Below are 24,463 nucleotides of genomic sequence, written 5' to 3'. Positions count from 1 at the left end.
AATATTAGAGAGACGCTATGCCACATCCACGCCACACCGCCGCCCTGTATCCCCACAAGCCCGCCTATATTATGGGTGACTCCGGGGAGATGGTAACGTATCGACAGCTCGACCAGCGCTCCAATCAGGGCGCGCAGTTGTTCCGCAGCCTGGGTTTGCAAGCGGGCGACCATATTGCCCTGATGATGGAGAACAATCCCCGGTTTCTGGAAATCTGCTGGGCGGCGCAGCGTTCCGGTTTGATCTATACCCCGATCTCCACCCACCTCAAACGCGATGAGACGGCCTACATTCTCGACAATTGCGGTGCCAGTCTGTTTATCGGTTCGCACGAACTGGAGGCGGTCGCCAGTGATGTCAAATCCGTGTCCAGCGGAGTCGACCACTACTACATGGTGGGCGGAATCAGTGAGGGTTATGAGTCCTGGGAAGAGGCGCTTAGCCTGCAGCCGGAAACGGAAATCGCCGATCAGGAAATGGGTGCGGCCATGCTGTATTCATCGGGTACGACCGGTCAGCCCAAGGGCGTATTTGTGCCGCCGACTGATACCGATGTCGACGCGGCCCCGGGCCTTGCCACCACGTTGGGGCAGGCCTTCGGCTTTGCTGAAGAAACGGTTTATCTGTCGCCTGCGCCGCTGTATCACGCGGCGCCGCTCTACTACAACATGATGAATATTTTTCAGGGCGGCACCTCAATTGTCATGCAGGGTTTTGATCCCGAGCGTGCTCTGGCATTAATTGACGAGCACCGAGTTACCCACAGTCAGTGGGTGCCCATTATGTTTGTGCGTATGCTTAAACTGCCCGATGAGGTGCGCGCCAAATACGATGTGAGCAGCATGCAGTTTGCCATTCATGCGGCGGCGCCTTGCCCCGTGGAAGTCAAAGAAAAAATGATCGACTGGTGGGGCCCGGTCATCGTCGAATACTACGCAGCCAGCGAGGGCATCGGCGCGACGATTATTGACTCCGATGCCTGGTTGACCCACAAGGGCTCAGTCGGCCCGGCATTTGTCGGAGAATTGCATATTGTCGACGATGAAGGCAACGAACTGCCTACCGGGGAAATCGGGACCATTTATTTTGGCGGTGAGGCGGCAACGTTCACCTATCACGACGAACCGGAGAAAACCGCTGGGGCCTACAATGACAAGGGTTGGGCCACCACCGGTGACGTGGGTTATGTCGACGAAGACGGCTTCCTCTATCTCACCGACCGCAAGAACTTCATGATTATTTCCGGTGGCGTGAACATATACCCGCAGGAAATTGAAAACGCACTTATCAGCCATGAAAAAATTGCTGACGTGGCGGTGTTCGGCATTCCCTGCGAAGAGTTTGGCGAGAAGGTGCAGGCTGTGGTTGAACCCATGAACTGGGCTGATGCCACTGACGAGACGGCCATCGAAATCATGGAATGGCTGCGTGAGCGCATCTCCAATATCAAGCTGCCCCGGGCATTGGATTTCCATCCCAAGTTACCGCGAATGGATAACGGCAAGCTGTACAAGCGCCACCTCATGGAAGAGTACAAGGGCGGCGCCAGAGCAGACGATAAAATCGACTAGGGATTGCTTACCGCCTCTGCTGCGGGGACAGGGGCGGTTGTGGATGCCTGTTTGCGTTTACTGAAGGGCAGATAGAACACCGGTACGACGAACAGCGTAAACAGTGTGCCTACCAGCATGCCGGCGGTAATCACCAGCCCGATGCTGAAACGGCTTTCAGCGCCGGCACCGGATGCAATCACCAGCGGCCATACGCCAAGCACCGTCGCAAATGTGGTCATGAGAATGGGCCGCAGACGCTGGCTGGCTGCCGTGAGCACCGCCTCGCGCCGATCCACGCCGTGCTCTGCCAGTTTATTGGCAAATTCCACGATGAGAATACCGTGTTTGCTGATTAAACCAATCAGCGTGAGCAGTCCCACCTGGGTGTAGATATTGAGCGTCGCGAAACCCAGGGCAATGGGAACGATGGCGCCAAAGATAGACAGCGGCACGGTGACCAGTACCACCAGCGGATCTCTAAAGCTGTTGAACTGGGCCGCGAGCACCAGGAAGATCAGCATCATCGACAAACTGAATAATACCGGGAATGAGGCTGTTTCCTCGATAAACCGACGCGACGCTCCGGTATAGCCGGCGCGGAATGTCGGGGGGGCGATCTCCGCCAAGGTGTCGTTCAGGAACGTCAGGCCGGCACCGAGTGAATTGGGTGGCATGACGATGCCCTGAATCACCGTGCTGTTGAGTTGCTGGTACTGGGTCAGCGAATTGGGCTCCACCTGGCTGTCCAGGCGCACCACGGCCGACATGGGCACCAGGTCCCCGCCGCCGGTACGCAGGTAGTATTTAGCCAACTCCTCGCGCGTCATTCTGAAGTTGCGTCCCGCCTGGGGAATCACCTTGTAGCTGCGTCCCTCCAGGGTAAAGCGATTGACCTCCGCTTCGCCGAGCATGACGGCCAGGGTTTCGCCGATCGACTGCATGGAAATACCCAGCCGTGCGGCGCGTTCTCGATCAACGTGTAGAACGATTTCCGGTCGGTCAAAGTCGAGGCTCTGAGTAACAAACGCAAACAGGCCCGATTCTCTGGCTGCTTGAAGTAGTTCGTCGCCGACACGTTTTACATCGCGGTAGTCAGCCGTGGAGGCGACCACGAAACTGACCGGCAGGCCGGCGTCTGCTCCCGGTAGCGACGGCGAGGAGAACGCAAACATCTCCATACCGGCGACCGCGCCGAGATTGGCCTGCAATTCCTTCATGGCCTCCTGCTGGGTGCGCTCGCGCTCATCCCAGGGGTGCAGAGTGATGCCGCCAAAATTACTGCCGGGTTGAATCACTTGCCAGGAGTGGCTGAACTCAGGAATTTCCCGCCAGATATCGACCACCTTGTTGAGGTAGAAATCGGAGTATTCCAGGTTGGCGTAGCGCGGGGCATTGCCCACCATGAAGATACCGCCGGTATCTTCCTCTGGTGCCAATTCTTCCTGGGCCAGGGCAAACAGCAAGGGCAGACTGGCGAGCAGGCAGAACGCCAGCAGCAACACAGCCCCACGGTTGGCCAGGCAGGCATCCAGGATACCGCGATAGGCTGCGACCAATTGCTCAAAACGGTGGTCCAGCCAGTCTGCAAAACGTCCCTGGTGCTCGGCGTCCTTGAGCACCCGCGAGCTCATCATGGGACTGAGAGTGAGTGCCACTACACCGGAAATAACAACTGCCCCGGCAAGCGTCAGTGCGAATTCACTGAACAGGGCGCCGGTGAGTCCGCCAATAAAGCTGATGGGGGCGTATACGGCTACCAGTGTGAGCGTCATCGCCACGACCGGCAGGGCAACCTCGCGCGCCCCCTGCAGGGCCGCATTGTAGGGGGTGGCACCTTCCTCGATATGTCGGTGCACGTTCTCCACCACCACAATCGCATCGTCCACGACGAGGCCGATCGCAATCACCATGGCCAGCAGTGTGAGCAGGTTGAGGGAGAAGCCCATGGTCCAGATCAGGAACACCACGCCGATCAGCGACAGTGGTATGGCTACCAGGGGAATGAGCACGACCCGGAAAGAACCCAGGAACAGGTAGATCACCAGAATGACAATGAGCACCGCCTCGATCAGCGTTGCGATAACCTCTGACAGTGCTTCGTCGATGACAACCGAGCCGTCCCAGTCGAGCAACATTTCCATGTCTGCTGGCAGCATCGCCTCGATCAGTGGCAGCGTGTCGTGGATCGCCCGCGAGACTTCCAGTGGATTGGCATCGGGCGCGGGTGTAATAGACATGAATACCGCGTCACGACCACTGGATAGCGATTTAAACTGGCGCGACTCGGCATCCATTTCCACGTCGGCCACGTCACCCAGACGAATGCGCTCGTCGTCGACCTGGCGCACCACCAGATTGGCAAAATCATCCGGTGATTGCAGGTCGGTGCGGGCATCTACGGTTACCCGCACCATCTGGCCCTCGGTGGCCCCTGCAGCGGAAATGAAATTGTCGCGCCGAATAGTGTTGTTGATGTCTTCCGCTGTCACGCCGAGAGCGGCCATGCGCACAGGGTCTAGCCAGACGCGCATGGCGAGGCGCCGGGAGAAGATGCCAGCCTGGCCAACGCCGGGCAGTGTTGCCAGTTCCGGTTGGACATTGCGAGACAGGAAATCCGTCACCTGGTATGCGGTCATCTGCTCGCTGTAAAAGCCGATGTAAATCATCGCTTCGGCGCCTGATGCATTGGAGATTACTGGATCTTCGATCTCCCGTGGCAGGTCACCCCGGGCTTCGTTTACCTTGGCGATGACCTCATTGAGCACGTCGGTACTATTCTCACCCAGGCGTACATGGACGGTAATCGAAGACACGCCTGGCTGGCTGTCAGACACCATGTACTCGATGCCCTTGGCACCGGCGATCTTGATCTGCAATGGGTTGGTGACGAACCCCTGCACGGTGCGCGCGCTGGCGCCCGGGTAGTAGGTTTCGATATAGATAACGCTGCGCTCAAGCTCGGGAAATTCTCGGACACCGACCTTTGACAGGGAGGCACCCCCGAGCAGCAGCAACAGGCTGCTGACGACAATGGCCAGGACCGGGCGTTGGATGAAGCGATCGGTAAACCTCATTGGGTGAAGTCCGCCGGATTTTCTTCCAGCACAATCCGGGCGCCGCGATACAGCTTATTCTGACCGACGCTGACAATACGCTCGCCGGACTCTACCCCGCTGCGAATCTCAGTTCGGCCATCTCGCACTTCACCGGAGCGTATTACCCGGGGCATGACGAGCAAGCCTTCGTCGTCGTTAGTGACCACGTAAACGGTATCGCCCTGGGCAGAGTAGGTGACGGCAGTCTCGGGCAGGGTGACCACGTCGCGTGCCTGATCGAGGTCTATATCCAGTTGCGCGAACATGCCGGGCAGCAGTCCCTCGCTATCACTGAGCAGGGCCCGCAGCGCGAGGTTGCGGGTGCCGGTGTCAACGGCGGCGTCGACGGCTTGCAGCGTTGCCGCAAAGGTCTGCTCTGAGGAGGCTGTGCGCACGGCAATGTCGAGGCCGGCGCGAAGTTCGGGGTAGTGGCGGGCCGGGACCGAAAAGTCCACTTCCAGTTGGGATAAGTCCTGCAGCGTCGTAATCGATGTGCCGGAATCGATATAGTCGCCGGCCTTGACCTCGATAATGCCGACGCGGCCGGCAAAGGGAGCCACGATGCGTTTGTTGCCCAGCTGTGCTTCGATCTCGGCAATGCTCGCCACCGCTGCATCCAGATCTGCCCGGGAGCGATCGTACTGGCTCTGGGGAATAGATTTCTGCTTGATCAGACTTTCATCGCGCTCATACAACTGTCGCGCCAGTACCAGGTTGGCTTCTGCCCGGCGCTTGCTGGCCTGCTCTAGGCTGTCGTTGAGGGTGAGCAGCAGTTGGCCTGCCTCTACCTCCTGTCCGGAGGCCACGCTGATGTTGGTCACTTCACCGCTGGCTTCCGCAGCGAGGTTGGCACCATTGACCGCGCGAATAGTGCCTACCGCCTGCAGCACCGAGGGCCAGGTTTCCATTCTTGCGGTCGCTGCTGCGACCGTAACCGGCGGAGGACTGAAGTCAGTGTTCGCAAGAACGCTGAACTTGTTATAGAGGTAGCCTGAAATGCCACCAAAAATCACCAGCAGAATGAGCGAAACGTACAGATAAGCGCGCAAATTGGACCTCGGTTTGTATTTTGGTTTGTAAGTGTCTGTATTTTAAGTGCTTTTCAACTGTTTACCCAGTCTTGACCAACTAGTCACTAATGTGGACAAAGATGGTACGCGATCCTGCGGGTAATTGGATTGATTGTGGTCAAATCTCGACCGGGTGCGACCGATAAAACGGGTATGCCCGGCGCAGCGAATGTTTTATGCTTGGGCTCCCCACGTGGTTTCAAAACGCAATAGAGGTATCCCGGTGCGCAAATCCCGCAAGCTGAAAAAGCTCGAGAAGCGAATGTATAAGGCTGACAGCTACGAGCAGTGGCGCGAGGCCGCTCTGGAGCACGACGAGATTAGCGGCGCCAAGCGCTGGCGCGAGGTGGACCAGAGCAGTCAGTATGATGCTTCCCAGATTCGCCTGCGTCTGGACCGGTTGCGCACACTGCGTGCCCGCCACGATTACCACGGTCTGCTTTACACCCTGAACGAAGGTATCCACGGCAATATGGGTGGCATGGGACGTGCCAGTTTATACCGTCGGGCCAATTTCGGTACCAAGCGCCTGATTGAGCAGTACATTGACGAAATCGACGAGTGCCTGCGACTGTTAGCGGAGCTGCCCGCTGACGTGATCGACGTACAGGAAAAACTGGATTTCTTCTATCGCGCGAACATCTGCTTCGGCCGTTCCGCACTCATGCTCTCAGGTGGCGGGATACTCGGCTTTTACCATCTGGGCGTCGTAAAAACTCTCATGGAGCAAAACCTGCTGCCAAGGGTCATTTCCGGCTCCAGTGCCGGTTCAATCATGGCCGGTGTCGTGGGAACCCATTCTGACACCGAGCTCGAACACTTTTTTGAGCCCGCCAATGTGCACTTCGAGGCGGAGAGCGAGGCCAGTGCCTTTACCCGTATGTTCTTCGGCGCCAACCCGCAGATTGATGCCGGTGATCTCGAGCGGCTGATCGCGCGCATGGTCCCTGATATGACGTTTCAGGAAGCCTATGAAAAGACAGGTCGTCAGATCAGCATCACTGTGGCGCCCGCTGAGCCGCATCAACGCTCGCGCCTGCTCAACGCCATTACCTCGCCGAACGTGCTGATTCGCTCCGCCGTCATGGCCTCGTGCGCTGTGCCCGGCGTCTTTCCTCCGGTAACCCTGATGGCCAAGAACATGCACGGGGAAGCGCAGACCTATCTGCCCACTCGCAAGTGGGTGGACGGCTCTATTGCCGACGACCTGCCGGCCAAACGCCTGTCGCGCCTTTACAGCACCAACCACTATATCGTCAGCATGGTGAACCCCATCGCTACGCCGTTCCTCGATGCGGATCAGGACCGCAGTCCCCTGACCCGGGCCCTCGGTTCGCTCGGTGTCGGTGTCGGCCGGGAATTACTTAATTTCTATCGCGGCATTGTCCAGAAGCAGGGCGACAACTGGCCCCGGTTCAACTGGATGCTTAATACCGTCCACGCCTTAATGGACCAGGACTACAGCGGGGATATTAATATTGTCCCCAGCTTCAAGTGGTACAACCCTACCAAACTGCTGGCGCATATCTCTGAAAATGATCTGATTGAATTGATGGAAGGTGGGGAGCACTCAGCCTATCCCCAGGTGGAACAGATTCGTCTGTGCACCCGCATCAGCCGCACGATGGAAGAAATACTGGTGCGCTTTGAATCCGGCGATCTGCGCCCGGATACGGTCGAGGCGAATCGCCCACGGGCATCGCGTCGCCGGCCGCCACCCACCCGTACCGATCGCGAGGCCTTGCGTGAAAAGCGGGCCACGGTAGAGCCTGCTACATCCAAGAAAAAACGCGCCGCGGCCAAAAAGAAACCGGCAACCAGGCGCAGTCCGCCGGCAAAAAAGCCTGAGGCGCCCGCTGAAGCAGCCTGATACTGCTATAGTAGGGTGACAGGCAACCACGAGGAAAATCTCTATGCCAGGACCCAGCGTTATCGGCGATTGTATGCGCCGCAATCCACTGACGATTGGTAGCGACGCCAATCTGGTGGAAGCGATTGAGAAGATTGTCGAATACAAGCTCACAGGCCTCACGGTGACCGACGACGAGGGTCGCGCTGTGGGCATTCTCTCTGAACTCGATTGCATCAAGGCGGTGCTCACCGCGGTGTACAACGATGGCGATCCTGAGCAATCATTCGTTCGGGATGCCATGAGCACCGATCTGGCAACCGTGTCGCCGCAAGACGGTATTGTTGAAGTGGCTCAGGCCATGCTCGATACCCGCCAGCGCCGCCGCCCGGTATTGGAGGACGGCAAGCTGGTTGGTCAGGTGAGTTCCAGCAATATTCTATGGGCGCTGATGGAGCATTCGCGGCGCAAAATTTTCGACGCCCGTTAGCCGATTTGCCGCTCTGCGCCCTCCCAGTATGGGGCGCGCAGAATTTTCTTGAGTATCTTGCCCGACGGGTTGCGCGGTAGTTCTTCGATGAGTTCCAGTTTGCGCGGAATCTTATAGCCGGCAATGTGCTCGCGCAGGAATGCAATCATTGTCTCAGCGTCAAGCTGCGCACCGTCACTGAGTACGACAAAGGCCAGCAACGCCTCGCCAAACTTGTCATCGGGGACACCGATCACAGCGACATCCTGTACCGCCTCGTGCTTGGCCAGGGCATTCTCCACTTCTACCGGGTAGATGTTTTCCCCGCCGCTGACGACCATATCTTTCATACGATCTTTTAGATACAGGTAGCCTTCATCATCCATGTAACCTGCGTCACCGGTGTGTACCCAGCCGTCGGTGAGGTTGGCCGCAGTGGCGTCGGGCAGGTTGTAGTAAGACAGCATATTGGTATCGGAGTACAACCAGATTTCTCCGATGTCGCCCCGTGGAACTTCGTTGCCTTCCAGATCGACCACTTTGGCGCGCCCACCCACCGAGGGGCGGCCGCATGAGCGCAGCAGTTCGGGGCGCCCTGCCAGTGCCTTGCGGTGATCGTCGGCGGTCAGATTGACGACAGTACCGGTAGTCTCGGTCATGCCGTACATCTGAATAAAGTCGCACTGGAAAATCTCCAGGGCACGGCGCAGCACCGATTCAGAAATCGGTGACGCACCGTAGAACACCTGCTTGAGTTTGCTGAAGTCCCGCTGCTCGATGTCCGGTAACTGTAGAACGGCCATAATCATGGCCGGCACCATGAACACGTTATTCACACCGTACTGCTCGATGTCGTCGACAATCCGCACCGGGTCGAACACGCGGTGCATCAGTGTGCGTATGCCGTGGGTAATGTTGTACACAATCGACCCGGTGCCACCGATATGGAACATGGGGGCGCAGAGAATGGTGGAGTAGCCGGGGCTCGGTCTGTGCGGCGTCGCCGTGGTATTCATGGCAGCGAGCGACAGCATATTAAAGTGCGAGCTCACCACACCTTTTGGGTTGCCGGTTGTGCCGCTGGTGTAAAGCTGTACGAAAGGCTGGTCAGAGGCTACATCTTGATCGGGATTTGTGGTCGGGAAGTCGGCGCTCCAGTCGTCTAGCACCAGGGTGTTGTCAAATCCCTGGGAAATGATCTGGATTTCATCGTCGATCTGGCGGCGCAGGTCTATGAGTGTTTCGTCCATACCATCGAGTGCCAGCAGTGCGCGGCACTGGGCGTCGCCGATAATGTAGGCGAGTTCGGCGGGTGCCAGTCGATAGTTGAGCGAGACGCTGACGGCGCCGATCTTACTGGTGGCCATATACAGCAGCAGGTGCTCCAGGCTGTTTTCACCGAGAATTCCCACGCGCTCACCAACGCTAACACCGAGCTCGAGCAATCCATGGGCGAGTCGATTGGCGCGGGTGTTGATGCTGCCATAGGTGTAGGTTTGGCCTTCGGTGGTCAGGCAGGGAAGGTCGGGAGTATTGCGTGAATAGTACTCGAGATAATGATGAACCAGCATGCTGTTGTGTAGCACCTTTTTGTTAGAATTTATGGCCGTTGGGGAGTCTGCGGGGTGTGGTCAGCTGTGTCAAATCAGCTGTGCTATCGTAGCCGCCATGAATTTGCTTAAGCAGGTTTCACTAACTATAACTATTGCAATGCAATCTACGCTGCGAATGTCGAGGGTAATATAGAGATATTCGTACTGTGCGTGGTTGTAGAGCAAACAAAGGGGGCACTATGAGCGATAACGAACAGCCCGGTCACGCGATGACCGTGCAGGAATTCACCGATGCACTTATCAGAGTGGGCCTTGTGGCCCTGATGGTTGTGGCGTCTTTCCGGGTGTTCAGCCCGTTCCTCAGCCTGATGATATGGGCATTGATTCTGGCGGTGACAATATATCCATTGCATCAGGGACTAGCGGCGCGCCTTGGGGGCAATCAGGGGCGCGCATCGACGGTAATCGTTATCGTCGGCCTGCTGGGTATTGGTATTCCTGTTGTGCTGTTGGGCGGTTCGCTGGCTGAGCATGCAACATCCATTGCCGACCGCTATCACGCGGGCACGCTGGAGTTGCGCCCGCCCAAGGAAAATGTGGCGAACTGGCCGGTCGTTGGCGAGGATGTTTATAACGCCTGGTCTGCTGCTTCGGAAAACCTTCCGGCGTTTATTCAGGCGAATAAGACTTCCTTGGAATCCCTGATAACCAGTGGTATGTCCGCGGCCAAGAGTACCGTGGGCACTGTTTTGCTGTTCCTGGGTTCACTGATTGTCGCCGGCATTATGATGGCGTTTGGCCACAGCGCCAATGATGCAATGGAGAACATTGTGACGCGGATCGTTGGTCCTAAACACGGTGCGGAGGTGCATAATCTGGCGACCATGACGACGCGTTCAGTGGCTGCCGGGGTGCTGGGTGTGGCCTTTATTCAAGCAGTGCTGGTAGGCATTGGCTTGCTTGGCGCAGGCGTGCCAGCTGCGGGACTGTTGGCGCTGGTGGTGTTGCTTCTGGCGATTATGCAATTACCGGCGGCGCTGGTGGTGATTCCTGTGGTCATCTGGATATTCAAAAATGGCGACAATTCCCAGGTCATGGCGATCGTCTGGTCGGTTTACCTGGTCGTAGCGGGTCTTGCCGATAACGTGCTTAAGCCCATGCTGTTGGGCCGTGGCGTCGAGGCACCCATGCCGGTCATACTGCTCGGTGCGCTCGGCGGAATGATGTCCATGGGCTTTGTTGGCCTGTTTGTTGGCGCGGTTATTCTCGCTGTCGGGTATCAGCTGTTCATGAAGTGGGTGGCGATGCATGAGGCCGAGGAAGCTGCCGAGGCCGCCGCTGCAGCCGCCTCAAATGAAGAGGCTGAGGCATCGGAATGAGGCTGTGGGTGAGGGCGCTCGCGACGGGTTGCGGCCTGCTCGCGCTGCAGGCCTGTACCAATCTCGGACCGGACTATGAAGAACCCGCAGTAGATTGGATCGACACCTGGGCAACCGACCTGTATGGCCAGGCCCTGTCGACGTCTGATGAGATGGACGATCTCAGTTTCTGGTGGGAGGCTTTCAGTGACCCGGTACTCAATGACCTGATCTCGACCGCCAGAAAAGAGAATCCGACGTTGCGCCTGGCTGGACTTTCGGTGCTGGAGAGCAAGGCATTATTGGGCGTGGCCACCGGCCTGCAATATCCGCAGGTTCAACGCGCCAGTGGTTCCTGGGCGCGCACCGACAGCTGGCCTACAGAAGGTGACAATTCCGGCGACCACTCCGACCTCAACGCCTACGATGCCGGTTTTGATATCGGCTGGGAAATGGATTTCTGGGGCAAGTACCGCCGCAGTATTGAATCTGCTGACGCGGCATTTTTTGCGTCTGTGACCAACCAGCAGAATGCCCAGGTGTTACTGGCGGCTCAAGTAGCCCAGGCTTATTACTCCTGGCGCACAACCGCACGCCTGATCGATATAGCGCAAGAGAATGCGGCGTTACAAAAGCGTAGCTTGGAGATTACAACCGCCTTGTATGAAAGCGGCCAGTCGGCAGAGCTTGACGTGCAGCAGGCCCGCACGCAGTATCTGGCCACGTTGTCGTCCATTCCCAACTTTGAGATCGCCCTGCAGCAACTGGAAAACGCGCTGGCAATTCTGTTGGGACGCGAGCCTGGTAATGTCCCTGAGCTGGATGCCGTGCCCGCCACCCTGCCCAATCTCAATCCGCTGTTTATCGAAGCTTACCCGGCGGTGCTGTTAATGCGGCGGCCAGATGTTCGCACCGCGGCCTGGACAGTTGCTGCCCAGTCCGCCCAGATTGGTGTCGCCAAGGCCGATCTTTACCCGTCGATCTCGCTGTTTGGCACCATCGGCTGGTCGGGCAATTCGCTGGATGTCACCAACGATACCCTGGGCACGGCGATTGGCCCCAGTTTTACCTGGAACCTGTTCAACTACGATCGCATTGAAAACAGCGTACGCGTCCAGGATGTTCGCCTGCAGCAGACGATTCAAGCCTATCAGCTGACGGTGCTGGCTGCCGCATCGGAGATTGATAACGCCGCGGTGAGCGTGGTGAAAACTCGGGAACAACAGGCCTTGCTCAGTTCGGCACTGGAAGCGGCAGACCGCTCACTGGCACTGTCTACCAAGCGTTACCAGGAAGGTTACTCGGACTTTCAGCGCGTGCTGACTGCGCAGCAGTCGCGCGCTGCAAGGTCGTCTGCGTATGTGAGCAATCAGGGTGAACATATCAATTCGGTGATCGATTTTTACCGGGCGCTGGGCGGTGGGTGGCAGCCCGCCGAAGCCGAGGATCTGGTGCCGGAAGAACTGCGCCAGATTATGCAGGAGCGCACCGATTGGGATGGCATGCTGGATGATCCGGTACCGCTGCCCGAACAATAATTCGCGATGAAATCAGGTGAACTATGAGCGACACTGAAACACAACAAGATGAAGCTCCAGAGGCCGACGCCGCCGTAAAAAAGGGTGGGTTGGTGATTGCGGTGGTCATTCTGCTTAGCCTCAGCTGGTACCTGGCCTCTGATCGCTATACCCCCTATACCACCCAGGCGCGAGTACAGGCTTATGTGATCGGTGTTGCCCCACAGGTGTCGGGCATCGTTACCGAAGTGCTGGTAGAGACCAACTCCCGGGTAGAGGCCGGGCAGCCGCTTTTCCAGATTGATACCTCACAGTATGAGATTGCGCTCGCCAAGGCGCGCTCGGATTATCAGAATGCCCTTAGTCAGGTCGATGCCGGAGATGCTGCAGTAGAAGCAGCGAGAGCCAATTTGCTGGCCGCCCAGGCGAACCTGGAAAAAGCACAGAAAGATACTGATCGCCTCGAGCGTCTTTATAAGGAAGATCCAGGCACCATTTCTACCCGGCGCCTGGAGGTGTCTCGGGCAACCCTGGATCAGTCCCGGGCCGCTGTCACCGCTGCAGAGGCGGGTATTCAGCAGGCGATTAACGCCAAGGGTGGCGAGTCCGATGAGGAGTTCAACACCATTCTGGCGATTGCCAGAACAGGCGTTGAAAAAGCTGAACTCGATCTGGCCCACACCACGGTGACGGCCACAGATCGCGGTGAAATTACCGACCTTAAAGTGGACGTCGGGTTATTCGCCGGTGCCGGACACCCGGTGATGACGTTGATTTCGCTTAACGAAGTGTGGGTGCAGGCAGAATTTACCGAGAATAACCTGGGCCACATGGTGTCCGGTACACCGGTGGAGATTGTGTTCGATTCATTGCCCGGTCGGGTGTTTGACGGTGTGGTTGATAATATCGGCAAAGGCATTTCCGCGGGCCGCAGTGCCAAGCCAGGCACGCTGCCCAGTATCGACAACGATCGCGATTGGTTGCGTCAATCACAGCGCTTCCCGGTGGTCGTCAGGTTTGACCCTCGTCAGGACGAAGCACTGCTCGGCCAGCTTAGAGTGGGCGGACAGGCGGCGGTGATCGCCTACAGCGAAGAGGCGTGGTTAACACGGTTCTTTGGCCACCTCTATGTGCGTTTCATGAGCATCATGTCCTACGCCTACTAGCGTAGCGAAGGCCCTCCCATGAACCTCGGCACCAGGCGCGTATTCCGGCTCAGCTTTAACATCTCGCTGGCTCTGGTGGCCGGGTATTCGATGGCGCTGAGCTTTCCGTTCATGGCGCCGCTTTTTGCTTTCATGCTGGCGGCGCAACCCAAACCGCCGCCGGGTGTGAAAGGCTTGATCGGTCTGCCATTGGCAGTGGCCCTGTGTCTGGGCATCGGTATTCTGATTACACCGCTGTTGAGTCACTACCCCTTTGTCGGGCTGTTGCTGGTGCTGCTCGGCCTGTTTCTGGCGAACTACCTGACCTTGAATATGGGCAAGGGCCCGGTGGGCGCATTGCTCACAATGGGGTTGACCATGATTACCATGGTGGGCCAACTCGGGCACAGTCTCGCGGTTCTCCTAATCCAGGAACTGATGATTGCGATAGCGATTGCCATTGTCTGCCAGTGGATTGTCTATCCCTTTTTCCCCGAGCCGGATGAGCCCGCCCCCAGCCGCCGCCACCAGAGCCTGTGGAGTCGCGCTGGCAGTCTGCGCGCGCTACGCTCATTGTATTTCCCGCTTACCTGCTTGGCCTGACTAATCCCACGTTTTATATGCCGATTATCATGAAGTCGGTAACGCTGGGTCAGCAGACTGAATTGACGTCGGTAAAAGGCGCTGGCGCCGAGTTGCTTGGTTCGACGTTTATGGCCGGCGCACTGGCTATCGTGTTCTGGATGTGCCTGAAGATTACACCGAACCTCTGGATGTTCTTTTTGTGGATGCTGATATTCAGCGTATTCATCGTGTCGCGCCTGTATGGCGTGGTGGCGAGTCGCTACCCGCCGACTTACTGGCAGAACGTTATGGTGACCCTGTTGATTTTCATTGGTCCGGCGGTGGCCGACAGTGCCAATGGCAAGGACCCCGCCACAGCGTTCGCGGTGCGTTTCGGTCTGTTTATATTCGTGGCGCTTTACGCCTGGGTGGCAATGCTGTTCCTGGAGTATCTGCGGCAGCGGCAATATCAGAAAAATCATGCACGGAGACTCAAGCATGCTTAATTTGTTCGTCGGCCTCGCGGTCATGGTCGTCTGCCTGCTTGTGCAGGCCATGTTGGCGGTGCTGTCAGTGGCGTTCTATGCGCGGCATATCGACAGCAGTAAGGCGCCGACGTTTGTCAGCATACTAGGGGTGATCAGTGGCGTTATGGTAGTGCTGGTCATGGGCAATTTTATTCAGATTGCGATCTGGGCGGCGGTCTTTGTTCAGCTGGGTGAGTTTACTGATTTCCTGACGGCCTTTTATCACTCGGCGGTGAACTTCGCGACGCTGGGCTACGGCGACATTGTCATGAGCGAAGAGCATCGAGTGCTGGGCCCGCTGCAGGCAGTGAATGGCGTGCTGATGATTGGTGTGTCCACGGCCGTGATGATGTCTGCACTGCAGGATGCATTGAAGCGGGTGCGCGCTGCCCGCCGTCAGGCGTCCGCCTGATGGTCATGTTGCGCAGATTACTGCTGGCCGTCGTTGCTGCACTGGTGTTGCTGATTGTCGGACTGAACCTATGGGGGTTGCTGACGCTTGGCACCCTGGAGCCGCAGCCAAACCCGGTGCTCGCAGAGGAGGCGAACCACACCGTGATGGTGTTCGGAGCGACAGGTTCAGTCGGTGATGGATTGCTGAAAGCGGCGATGCTCGCGCCGGAGGTGGACACTGTTTATGCTGTAACCCGGCGCATGTCTCCGCGGCTTGAGGAAGGCCAGGCGACGGGCCGGGTCAAGGTTATCATGCATGAAGACTTCACTGATTACGCTACCTTATCCAGTCAATTGGCAGAGGTGAACACGGTGATGTGGGGACTGGGGACGACTTCCATTGGTATGGACGAGGACACTTACCGCTGGATTCACGTGCACTTCCCGGTGGCGTTTGTGACTGCTTGGCTGGATGCGCGCACCGAGGGCCCTATGGCATTCCATTACGTCACAGGAATGGGCACGGGCGAGGAGGAGAGCGCCCAATGGGCCAAGGACAAGGGCCGCGCAGAACGTGAGGTCTCCGAGATGGCAGCGGGCACTGGCCTGCGGACCTTTGGTCACCGTTCGGGCTGGGTGCGTCCCACCAGTGAATACGCCAATGCGTTGGTGTACTTCGGCGAGTGGTTGGCCACGCCGGGGCATCTGGTGATTCGTGGAACCGATTTGGGCCGGGCGATGTTTGAAATAAGTGCCCGTGTCGAGGAGGTGCCCAACGGTGCGCTGATCGACAATCTGGATGCGATACGCTTCGCCGAAGCGTATCGGCAGCGCCAACCCTAGTCGGAGGCGGTTGTTCCCAGTGCCTCGGCAATATGCCGGGCAACCAGGGCGGGATCCTGCATGGGGATGAAGTGATTGAGCTCCGGCAGGTACACTTCCCGGCACTGGGCAATCTGCCCGGCCAGTTCCGGCCATGTGGGTGAGCCCGACAGATCGGTGATGTCCAGCCCCTTGAACTGGGCACGCAGCAGCGTCACGGGCAACTTCAGCCGCGTCAGATCATCCAGCACAGCATCGCTGTAGGCCTGGCTGATATATACCGAGGCTTCATTGAGTGGATCGCAGGCCAATTGCTGAAACGCCTCGTCGGACGCCGGTTGCAGAGCGTAGTCGCAATAGTCGCGCAGTACCACGGGGTCCCAGCTTGAGAACGGCGGTTTATCCTTGAAGCGCGTAAACATCTCGTCGGCATCCTTCCAACGATTTTTGCGCCGGCTCACCGGGTGATCACTGGCGCTGAAGCTGTCCGATACACCTTTTGCCATTTCATAGGTTTCAGGGGCAGTAATCACCGGGTCGATTAGCAGTATCTCCCGAAAGCGTTCGGGCAGGGCCGCGGCGGCACGCGCAGTGAGGTAGCCACCAATAGAGTGTCCGACGCCAATAACTTCGCGCAGGTCGAGCCGTTCGACCAGCTTGATGATATCCGTTGTGAGTACGTTCCAGTCGACCTCACCAATACTGCCGCTGCGACCGTGATGGCGCAGATCAACGGCAAAAATATGCTGGCCCGGCAGGCGTCTGACAACCTCATTCCAGCAGCGGCTGTGAAAGCCCGTGGCATGGAGTAACAAGACCGGCGAGTCTGGGCCGTCGTGGCCCGCGGGTGCGGGCCACTCAGTGATAGCGAGTTCGATATCACCAATATCGAGGTGATATTCGTGTGTGGTTACCACTGAGCGGATCAGATCCGCTCAATAATGATTGCGGGGGCCATGCCGCCGGCGGCGCACATGGTCACCAGACCAAACTGCTTACCCTGACGCTCGAGTTCATCCAGCGCGGTATTGATCAGCAAAGAGCCCGTCGCGCCAATGGGGTGCCCCAGCGCCATAGCACCGCCGTTAATATTGACCTTGTCTCGGTCCAGATTCAGGTCGCGCATAAACTTCTCGGAAACGACAGAGAAAGCTTCATTGATTTCCCAGACGTCGATGTCATTCACGGTGAGGCCGGCCTTCGCCAGTACGCGCTTCGCCGCGGGAACCGGGGCGTTCAGCATCAGGGTAGGGCAGTCGCCCTGGTTGGCCATGGCCACGATGCGGGCCCGGGGCTTCCAGTCCTGCGCTTTCGCGTAGTCCGGCGATGCGAGCAGCAGTGCGCCTGCGCCATCGACCACGCCGGAGGAATTGCCCGCGTGATGGAAGTGCTGAATATCGATGTCCGGGTACTTCTGGTTGACCAGCTGGCGATAGGTAGTGCCAGATTCGTCCAGCGGGTAATCAGCGACCGGTGCAAAGGATGGCTGCAGTTCACCGAGGCCTTCAAGCGTTGTCTGGGGACGGGGGAACTCTTCCTTATCCAGCACCAGTTCACCGTCAATGTTATAGACCGGCACCAGGCTCTTGGCGAATCGGTCCTCGGCAATGGCGCGGGCTGCTTTCTGTTGACTCTGGAAGGCATTGTTATCGAGGTCTTCTCGACTAATACCTTCCATAGTGGCGATGGCGTCAGCGCATACGCCCTGGTGAGGCTGGGGATGCAGGGCGCGCAATTTCATGTTGCCGTTGTCCATGAACATGGATGGCATCGCGCCTTCTTCGCCATAGGTAGACATCATTTCAGCGCCGCCGCCAATCACGACGTCTTCGCTGCCGGACATGATGTTCATAGCCGCGAGATTCACCGACGTGATACCCGAGCCGCAGAAGCGATCCAACGTCACGCCAGAGGAGGTAATGTCGTAGCCGGCTTCCAGGGCTGCCATACGCGCCAGGTCGCCGGATTGACGGCCCCGTTGCGAACTGGTGCCAAAAATAATGTCGCCGACATCGGCAGTGTTCAGGTTGGTGCGGTCGCGCAATGCTTCCAGAACCACGGCGCCGAGGTGCTGCGGATGTTCATTGGCCAGGGCGCCTTTGCCCTTTTTGCCAACACCACGGGGAGTGCGGCATGCGTCAATAATCCAGGCTTCACTCATGGTCGTGCTCCTTACTTGCCTTTCCAGTTGGGGGCGCGCTTCTCAGCAAATGCAGTGGCGCCTTCGATAGCGTCTTCGCTGGTGAACACCGGCATGACGATTTCGTTTTGCTTGTCCCACATTTCAGCGGCGGTCCAGTCACCCGATTCGGCGATGACCTGCTTGCTCAGGCGCACGGCCAGGGGGCCGTTTGCGACAATGGTGGCAGCCAGCTCTTTGGCACCTTCCAATGCAGACCCGGCCGGGACTATGCGGTTGACCAGGCCAACGTCGGCGGCTTTGGTTGCATCGATGAAATCACCGGTCAGCGCCATCTCCATGGCCACGCGCGGCGGAATCTGCTTGGGTAGGCGCACCAGGCCACCGGCTGCGGCGGCGAGGCCGCGTTTGACTTCGGGAATGCCGAATTTGGCATTGTCGGCGACGACGACCAGATCGCAGGCGATCATGACTTCCAGGCCACCCGCGAGGGCAAAACCCTCGACCGCTGCGATCAGCGGCTTTTTCGGTGGGGCTTCGACAAAGCCGGCAAAACCGCGACCGGGGAGCATCGGCATTTCGCCAGTGACAAAAGCCTTGAGGTCCATGCCGGCGCAGAACGTATTGTCCGCGCCGGTAATGATTGCGACGCGGATATCGTCATTGCTGTCCAGTTCATCCATGGCGGCGGCGACGCCTTCAGCCATAGCTTTGTTAACCGCGTTTTTGGCCTTACCCCGGTTCAGGGTAATGGTCATGACACCGTCGGTGACGTCTACGAGTACAGGTTGTTCTTCAGACATGATGTGGCTCCTTGAAGATGTGAATCAATCGATGAGAGAGGCGGTGAGTTCAGCGAGTGGCTTGACCATGGCGCCACGGGCCTGCGCTTCCTTGCTGGATGCGTTGCCCTGATGAGCGCGCATGGCAACGCCCTGGAGAATGGCCGCAAGCCGGAACAGTGAGAACACGATATAGAAGTTCCAGTTCTCAATGCTCTTGCGGCCCGTGCGCTCGCAGTACATTTCTATATATTCCTCGTCCGAGGGAATACCCAGTGCGGCGCGATCCGCGCCCTGCAGCCCCTGGATGCCGCCCATACCCGGTAACAGCCAGGCCGCACACTGGTTGGCCAGGTCGGCCAGCGGGTTGCCCAGAGTGGACAGCTCCCAGTCGAGCAATGCAATGGTGCGATTCTCGGTGGGATGGAACATAAGGTTGTCGAGGCGATAGTCACCGTGAACCAGGCCCAGGCGCCCGTCGTCTTCGGGCATGTTGGCCGGGAGATAGTCGATCAGGCGGTCCATCTCGGGAATTTTCTCGAGTTCAGAGGCGCGGTATTGCTTGGTCCACCGGTTCACCTGGCGCTCGAAATAATTGCCGGGCCGGCCGTAATCGGTCAGGCCCACTTCGTCGATGTCGACATTGTGCAGGGCGGCCATAGTGGCATTCATGCTGTCGAAAATTTCAAAGCGTTCCTGTTTGCTTTTGGCGTCGGGCAGGGAGGGATCCCAGAGGATGCGCCCTTCCAGGTATTCCATGACATAGAACATGGAGCCAATAACCGACTCGTCCTCGCACAGGGTATAGGTGCGCGGCACGGGCACGTCTGTGTTGTACAGGGCACTGATGACGCGAAACTCGCGATCGACCGCGTGGGCCGACTTGAGCAGCTCACCCGGGGGTTTGCGCCGCAGTACGAAGCTCTGGTCACCAGCGGTGAGTTTAAAGGTGGGGTTGGATTGTCCGCCGGCGAATTTCTCTGCGGTCAGTGGGCTTTGCAGCCCCGGAATCGTATCGGCGAGATATTGCCCCAGCCTGGAGGTATCCAGATCTTGTGCGCTCATAGTTTGCTCTTGTCAGGTGTGGTGGGCCATGAAGGCAGTGGCAAAGTCTGTGGTTTGTCGAGGTCGGTGCCAATGACGTGGTGAGACAAAAAAATAGACCACAGGTGACAGCCTGGCGCGTCTGACTCTGGTAAGCTCAAGCCGTTGTTTTTTATGATAGTTCCCCGTGATAGAACCCATTGATCAGAGTCGACGCGAACAGGTGCTGGAGCGCACCGAGCATTTCATTATTGAGGCCGAGGAGGCGCTGGAGCGCCCCTTCGACCGTATTCCTGTGCGCTTTGATTTGCGCGGGACTACTGCGGGTATGTTCCGGGCAGATGGTCGCCAGCGTGAGATCCGTTACAACCCCTGGATTTTCGCCAAGTACTGGGACGTGAACCTGGACGGTACGGTGCCCCACGAAGTGGCGCATTACATTGTTCATGAAGTCTATGGCCCGCGCAGGGTTAAGCCCCACGGCCAGGAATGGCAGGCACTGATGCATTATTTCGGGGCCGACCCGGAGGTGACATTCAAGCTGGATCTGGAGGACATTCCCCAGCGCCGCCAGCGCACCCATCCCTACCGCTGCGATTGCCGCGATCACCAGATATCGACAACGCGCCACAACCGCATGCTCAAGGGCGCTGGCCAGTATCTATGTCGCTACTGCAACGGACCCTTGCGTTACGCCGGCTGAATCAGTTGGCGAGGTCCATCAGCACGCCGCTGTAGGCAGTTTCCTCACCGAGATTTTGGGTGACTTCGACCACCGCACGGTCCGCTGGCAGGCCTTGCTGGTTAACCAGATAGTCTTTGGTGGCCGCAGCCCGGGCGATGGCCAGATTGCGCAGCGCATCGGCCGGCAACGGGATGCTCTTCAGAACTTGTCGATACTGGTCTGTCAGGCTCATATCTTCCGGCGGCTCACCGTAAGTGGCCACATAGCGTGCCTTGACTGCTTTCACCACTGCAGGGTCTCGCCGGTCAATGGCCTGTACATCAAAGCCTTCGCTGACCAGTTCCTGTACGAGGATCTGGTGTTGCAGGCGCTCCGCATCGGCCGTTGGGTCGATGGCGCCGGACACTACCAGGGTTAACCCGGGGCGCTGGCGCAGCGCTTCTGCCAGTTGGTCCAGTTTGACCTGGCCGGCCTGATTCAGTTCGCTGCTGCCGGCGCCATAACCCAGCCGCTGTAAATCCTCTTCGCTGCCAACGAGGCTGGCCAGTAGGGTGAACGGCGCTGTGACGGCTTTGGTGATGAGGTTCAAAAAGGCGTTGGCGATGACGCCACCCAGGGCAAAGGAGGGGTCGTCGATATCACCTTCCACCGGCACCTGTAAATCGATCACACCGTTAATGTCTGTGAGCAGCGCCAATGCCAGCTCCAGCGGCAGATCGACGGCCTTGTCGCTGTCAACTTTCTCGCCCAGCTTCAACTGATCCACCAGCACCTGGTTGTCGCCTTCGATACGTCCGTCAACCAGCTTGTACTGCAGCTTCAGGTTGAGCAGGCCACGTTCGATCGCGTAGCCGGCGTACGTGCCGGAGTAGGGCGTCATCATCACCAGGTCAACACCATCGAAGGTCAGCAGTAGATCGAGGTTGGGTGGTGAGGTCAGGGGTTCTGCGTTGCCGGCGAGCTTCACCGGGGCGTAGCCGTCGACCGAGCCACTGATGTCAATGTCTGCCGCTGCACCGGGTGCTGAGCTGATATTTAGAATCTGGCCGTCAACCTGGCCAATGACCGTGCGGAAGGAGATGGGCAGTGATTCATCTTTAAAGTCGATGGCACTGCCGGAGATCAGGATCTCAGGCACGCTGAAATCCCATGGCTTGTCCAGTTCCAGTTCCTCGGCAATTTCCTCAGCCTGTTCGCCCACTTCTTCCTGCCAGATTTTGGAGGCGTTAATACTGCCATCCTCGGCAATATGCACGCGCCCCTCGTACTTGTGGATAAAGAGTTGTTGCAGGCTGGCCTGACGCTTGGGCAGGTCAACGGCCAGTTGTTTGAGGCGCACACTATCCCAGCGGGTAATCGCCTCTTCTTCGTTGGCTATTTTGCCGGAAAATTGTTCGATCTGACTGTCCAGGTTCAGGCGAACCGGCGCGAATTCCTCGAGCTCTACCGACCCGTTCACACCCAGCTGGCCGTCGGTAATGGTGGCCTTGAGTGCCGCAGGTAGGTTGGGGTTAAACCAGGTAAGTGGCAGCGCAGCCAGTTCATATCTGATATTGGCGCCGCCAGAGGCCAGCTCCAGATCCGCCTGTACCTGCATGCTGGCGATGCCATTCACCTTCAGTGCCAGGCTGGCGGGGGAGCTGCCCGCAAAGGGCCAGCGGATGTTGCCGGTGCTGGCGGTGATCGGCGCTATGGTCATCTGGGGTGGGTCGGTGTATTCCGAGCGCCATTGAATACCGCTGTCTGCCAGGGCTGCCTGCACGAGTGTCACTTGCCATGGGTTGGCCTCATCGGCAGCGGCGCTTTCTGAAGCCTCCACTTCCGGGAACGAGGTGATGAACATGTCCGCGAGGCTCACCTGGGCGCCCTCACTCCAGCCCTGAACCTGCAGACCCTGGCCGCTGATTGAGCCGATAGTGACGGCGCTTGTGCCGCTGTCGACACTGACGTCGCCAATGTCCAGCTGATTCAAATTGATCGAGGTGTCGGCAAGCGCAGCAGTATCGCGTGGCACCAGCGCCAGCGAGTGAAGCTGTGCCTGACCCTCAGCAATCTCGAAGGCAACGTCATCCCGCCAGGACAACTGGTAGTTTCCCTCCATGCTGAGGCGACCATCCATAAGGTCAAAGTTGAGCCAGGGCCGTGCAAAACGCCAGGCGGCGGCCAGGCTCAGGTCGTTAATGGCCAGCCAGCCCTCGCTTTGGGCCAGCGGTACCGAGACGTTGCCCTCCCAGCGCAGCGAACCTCCTGCTTCAGCGGTCACGTTGATCTGGTAGGGCTTGCCATCCTCTGCGATGGTGGACAAATCCTTAACAGCAATGTCCAGGCCATCATAGTGAGTACTGAAAGGTTCTTCGCGGGCGTTGTCGATCAGGGTAATGCGTTTGGCAGTAAAAATCAGTTCACTTATGGTGACGCCCAGCAGATCCGAGTCGGCGGTATCAGAGGTTTCCTCGGTGGCTAACAGGTCGGAGAAATTGAACTCGCCGGGGCTGTCCTGGCGCAGCGTAATCTCCAGCCCTTCGATGGCTATCCGGTCGAAGACAATGCCCTCGCTGGCCAGGGTTGCCAGGGAAAGATTGACTGTGGCCTGATCGAGGGCCGCAAAATCGCTGCCATCCGGCTGCAGTAGCGTGGCGTTGTGCATTTCGAGACTGATATTGAACGGGTTGAAGAGCGTGATGTCGGTGCTGAAATCGCGATCGTAGTGCTCTTTCAGGTACCACGCGGGGACAATGTTCAGGGCTGGCAAAACGACAAAAACGGACAGGGCTATCCAGGCGATGTAAATGCTTATCAGTACTCGCGCTGCTTTCCTTACCACGTGTTTTCCCTCCCCTTGATCGACATTAAATATAGCGTATTTCCGCGGGGAGACTAGCGGCAGTTACAGGCCTTTCCGATAGGTGTAGGGCGTGACCCCGGTCCAGCCTTTGAAGGCCCGGATAAAAGCAGACGACTCCGAGAAGCCAGCGCGATGGGCAATCTCTTCAATCGAGAGCCCCTGCTTACCCAAAAAGTGCAGGGCGGTATCGCGACGCACCTGGCTTTTGATTTCCTTGAAGGTCGTGCCTTCGGCTGAAAGGCGTCGGCGCAGCGTCTGGGGATGTACCTCGAGCATGGCGGCCACGTCGTTGAGTTCGGGCATGTCGGCGAGGTTGTGGTGGACCAGCTCCCGTACCTTGGCGGTCCAGCTGCTCTGGGCATAGGACTCGGTCATCAGCATGAGAACGGGGTGGCGTAAGAACCGTCGCAGGCTTTGTTCGGTCTGGGTGACCCGGCGATCCAGTAGCGAGGCGGAGAACACGAACTCGGCCACGTCCTGCTCGTAGGCCATGGGCGCTCCAAGGAACATGGCGCGATAGTCCCGCTCACGCGCGGCCGGCGGATAGGGGAGGTTTACATGCTGAATCGGCAGGTGCTCCTGAATCAGCCAGCTGGCAAAACGATGGGCGTTAAACAACACCAGTTCGGTCATATAGGGCGCTGCCTCTGCGTCGGCCTCATCCACGTGCATATTGACCTGCACTCGCACCTGATCGCCTTCAATAAGCAGACAGGGATGGGCGCCAAATTCGAACAGCTGGAAAAACCGGCAGTAACGGGAAATGGCTTGACCCAGGGTTTCGCAGTTGATCACCGCGTGACACATCATCGACCAGGTGCCGATGGGCATGCGCCGTGAGGCGTAGCCGAGGGCTTCATCGCCCATGGCCAGTATGGTATTTACCTGCAGGTCAGCGTGGCGTTCGATGGAGATTAGCGCGTCTTCTTCCAGCAACAGACGCGGAGAAATACGCGATTTCCGCAGCAAGCTGATGGGGTCCAGTCCCTGGGCGACGGCATTCTTCAGGACGGCCCGGGCAAAATACACTGAAATGGAGAGGTCGCGCACGC

General features: G+C 58.1%; 20 protein-coding genes. 11 read left to right on the top strand and 9 right to left on the bottom strand.

Annotated elements, in window-relative coordinates:
- The first annotated feature begins 17 nt into the window (after nt 1-17).
- Nucleotides 18-1,571, top strand: coding sequence for an acyl-CoA synthetase (locus BST95_RS15935; RefSeq protein ID WP_066048561.1), 1,554 nt, complete (start codon nt 18-20; stop codon nt 1,569-1,571).
- Here the strand turns inward: BST95_RS15935 and BST95_RS15930 are convergent.
- Both BST95_RS15930 and BST95_RS15925 read right to left on the bottom strand, forming a co-directional pair.
- Complete coding sequence (locus BST95_RS15930) at nt 1,568-4,627, bottom strand: efflux RND transporter permease subunit (protein ID WP_084200501.1); 3,060 nt, start codon at nt 4,625-4,627, stop codon at nt 1,568-1,570. The genes BST95_RS15935 and BST95_RS15930 overlap by 4 nt on opposite strands.
- On the bottom strand, nt 4,624-5,697 hold the full coding sequence (locus BST95_RS15925) for an efflux RND transporter periplasmic adaptor subunit (protein ID WP_084200500.1): 1,074 nt from the start codon (nt 5,695-5,697) through the stop codon (nt 4,624-4,626). The genes BST95_RS15930 and BST95_RS15925 overlap by 4 nt, the downstream gene beginning before the upstream one ends.
- 244 nt (nt 5,698-5,941) lie before the next feature.
- Here BST95_RS15925 and BST95_RS15920 point away from each other — a divergent pair, with 244 nt between their 5' ends.
- Entirely contained in the window at nt 5,942-7,588 is a 1,647-nt protein-coding gene (locus BST95_RS15920; protein ID WP_205737292.1) for a DUF3336 domain-containing protein, read from the top strand.
- A 43-nt stretch (nt 7,589-7,631) separates the two neighbouring features.
- Nucleotides 7,632-8,057 carry a CBS domain-containing protein gene (locus BST95_RS15915; RefSeq protein ID WP_229801596.1) on the top strand — a complete coding sequence of 142 codons (426 nt, stop codon included), beginning with the start codon at nt 7,632-7,634 and terminating at the stop codon, nt 8,055-8,057.
- Here the strand turns inward: BST95_RS15915 and BST95_RS15910 are convergent.
- Nucleotides 8,054-9,607, bottom strand: a complete 1,554-nt coding sequence (locus BST95_RS15910; protein ID WP_084200498.1) for a long-chain-fatty-acid--CoA ligase — start codon at nt 9,605-9,607, stop codon at nt 8,054-8,056. The genes BST95_RS15915 and BST95_RS15910 overlap by 4 nt on opposite strands.
- A 221-nt stretch (nt 9,608-9,828) precedes the next feature.
- On the opposite strand from BST95_RS15910, the gene BST95_RS15905 reads away from it, so the two are divergent.
- From BST95_RS15905 to BST95_RS15875, 7 genes are read left to right on the top strand one after another with little or no spacing between them, the layout of a single operon-like run.
- Nucleotides 9,829-10,968, top strand: coding sequence for an AI-2E family transporter (locus BST95_RS15905; protein WP_084200497.1), 1,140 nt, complete (start codon nt 9,829-9,831; stop codon nt 10,966-10,968).
- Entirely contained in the window at nt 10,965-12,485 is a 1,521-nt protein-coding gene (locus BST95_RS15900) for a TolC family protein (RefSeq protein ID WP_084200496.1), read from the top strand. The genes BST95_RS15905 and BST95_RS15900 overlap by 4 nt, the downstream gene beginning before the upstream one ends.
- 23 nt (nt 12,486-12,508) lie before the next feature.
- Nucleotides 12,509-13,630, top strand: coding sequence for an HlyD family secretion protein (locus BST95_RS15895; RefSeq protein ID WP_084200495.1), 1,122 nt, complete (start codon nt 12,509-12,511; stop codon nt 13,628-13,630).
- Nucleotides 13,631-13,648: 18 nt separating this feature from the next.
- Complete coding sequence (locus tag BST95_RS15890; protein WP_084200494.1) at nt 13,649-14,212, top strand: DUF2955 domain-containing protein; 564 nt, start codon at nt 13,649-13,651, stop codon at nt 14,210-14,212.
- 29 nt (nt 14,213-14,241) lie between these two features.
- Complete coding sequence (locus BST95_RS15885; RefSeq protein WP_157114505.1) at nt 14,242-14,679, top strand: hypothetical protein; 438 nt, start codon at nt 14,242-14,244, stop codon at nt 14,677-14,679.
- The gene (locus BST95_RS15880; protein ID WP_084200492.1) at nt 14,672-15,112 is read left to right on the top strand and encodes an ion channel; all 441 of its coding nucleotides are present in this window, start codon (nt 14,672-14,674) and stop codon (nt 15,110-15,112) included. The genes BST95_RS15885 and BST95_RS15880 overlap by 8 nt, the downstream gene beginning before the upstream one ends.
- Complete coding sequence (locus tag BST95_RS15875; RefSeq protein WP_240500214.1) at nt 15,112-15,936, top strand: Rossmann-fold NAD(P)-binding domain-containing protein; 825 nt, start codon at nt 15,112-15,114, stop codon at nt 15,934-15,936. Before BST95_RS15880 ends, BST95_RS15875 begins: the two co-directional genes overlap by 1 nt.
- On the opposite strand, the gene BST95_RS15870 is transcribed toward BST95_RS15875, so the two are convergent.
- From BST95_RS15870 to BST95_RS15855, 4 genes are read right to left on the bottom strand one after another with little or no spacing between them, the layout of a single operon-like run.
- Entirely contained in the window at nt 15,933-16,832 is a 900-nt protein-coding gene (locus BST95_RS15870; RefSeq protein ID WP_169843970.1) for an alpha/beta fold hydrolase, read from the bottom strand. The two genes, BST95_RS15875 and BST95_RS15870, sit on opposite strands and share 4 nt — an antisense overlap.
- An 8-nt stretch (nt 16,833-16,840) precedes the next feature.
- The gene (locus BST95_RS15865) at nt 16,841-18,076 is read right to left on the bottom strand and encodes an acetyl-CoA C-acetyltransferase (RefSeq protein ID WP_084200490.1); all 1,236 of its coding nucleotides are present in this window, start codon (nt 18,074-18,076) and stop codon (nt 16,841-16,843) included.
- 11 nt (nt 18,077-18,087) lie between these two features.
- Entirely contained in the window at nt 18,088-18,858 is a 771-nt protein-coding gene (locus BST95_RS15860) for a crotonase/enoyl-CoA hydratase family protein (RefSeq protein WP_066048523.1), read from the bottom strand.
- Nucleotides 18,859-18,882: 24 nt separating this feature from the next.
- On the bottom strand, nt 18,883-19,902 hold the full coding sequence (locus BST95_RS15855; RefSeq protein ID WP_084200489.1) for a phosphotransferase: 1,020 nt from the start codon (nt 19,900-19,902) through the stop codon (nt 18,883-18,885).
- A gap of 166 nt (nt 19,903-20,068) precedes the next feature.
- On the opposite strand from BST95_RS15855, the gene BST95_RS15850 reads away from it, so the two are divergent.
- A complete protein-coding gene (locus BST95_RS15850; protein ID WP_084200488.1) occupies nt 20,069-20,584 on the top strand; it encodes a SprT family zinc-dependent metalloprotease in 516 nt (171 codons plus the stop codon).
- A gap of 1 nt (nt 20,585) precedes the next feature.
- Here the strand turns inward: BST95_RS15850 and BST95_RS15845 are convergent, their stop codons facing one another.
- Nucleotides 20,586-23,390 carry a DUF748 domain-containing protein gene (locus BST95_RS15845; RefSeq protein ID WP_084200487.1) on the bottom strand — a complete coding sequence of 935 codons (2,805 nt, stop codon included), beginning with the start codon at nt 23,388-23,390 and terminating at the stop codon, nt 20,586-20,588.
- A 63-nt stretch (nt 23,391-23,453) separates the two neighbouring features.
- Nucleotides 23,454-24,461 carry an AraC family transcriptional regulator gene (locus BST95_RS15840; protein WP_066048514.1) on the bottom strand — a complete coding sequence of 336 codons (1,008 nt, stop codon included), beginning with the start codon at nt 24,459-24,461 and terminating at the stop codon, nt 23,454-23,456.
- Nucleotides 24,462-24,463: the final 2 nt, after the last annotated feature.

The organism is Halioglobus japonicus, assembly GCF_001983995.1.
GTDB classification, from domain to species: Bacteria; Pseudomonadota; Gammaproteobacteria; order Pseudomonadales; family Halieaceae; genus Halioglobus; species Halioglobus japonicus.
This window is presented reverse-complemented; position numbering and strand designations above follow the sequence as displayed.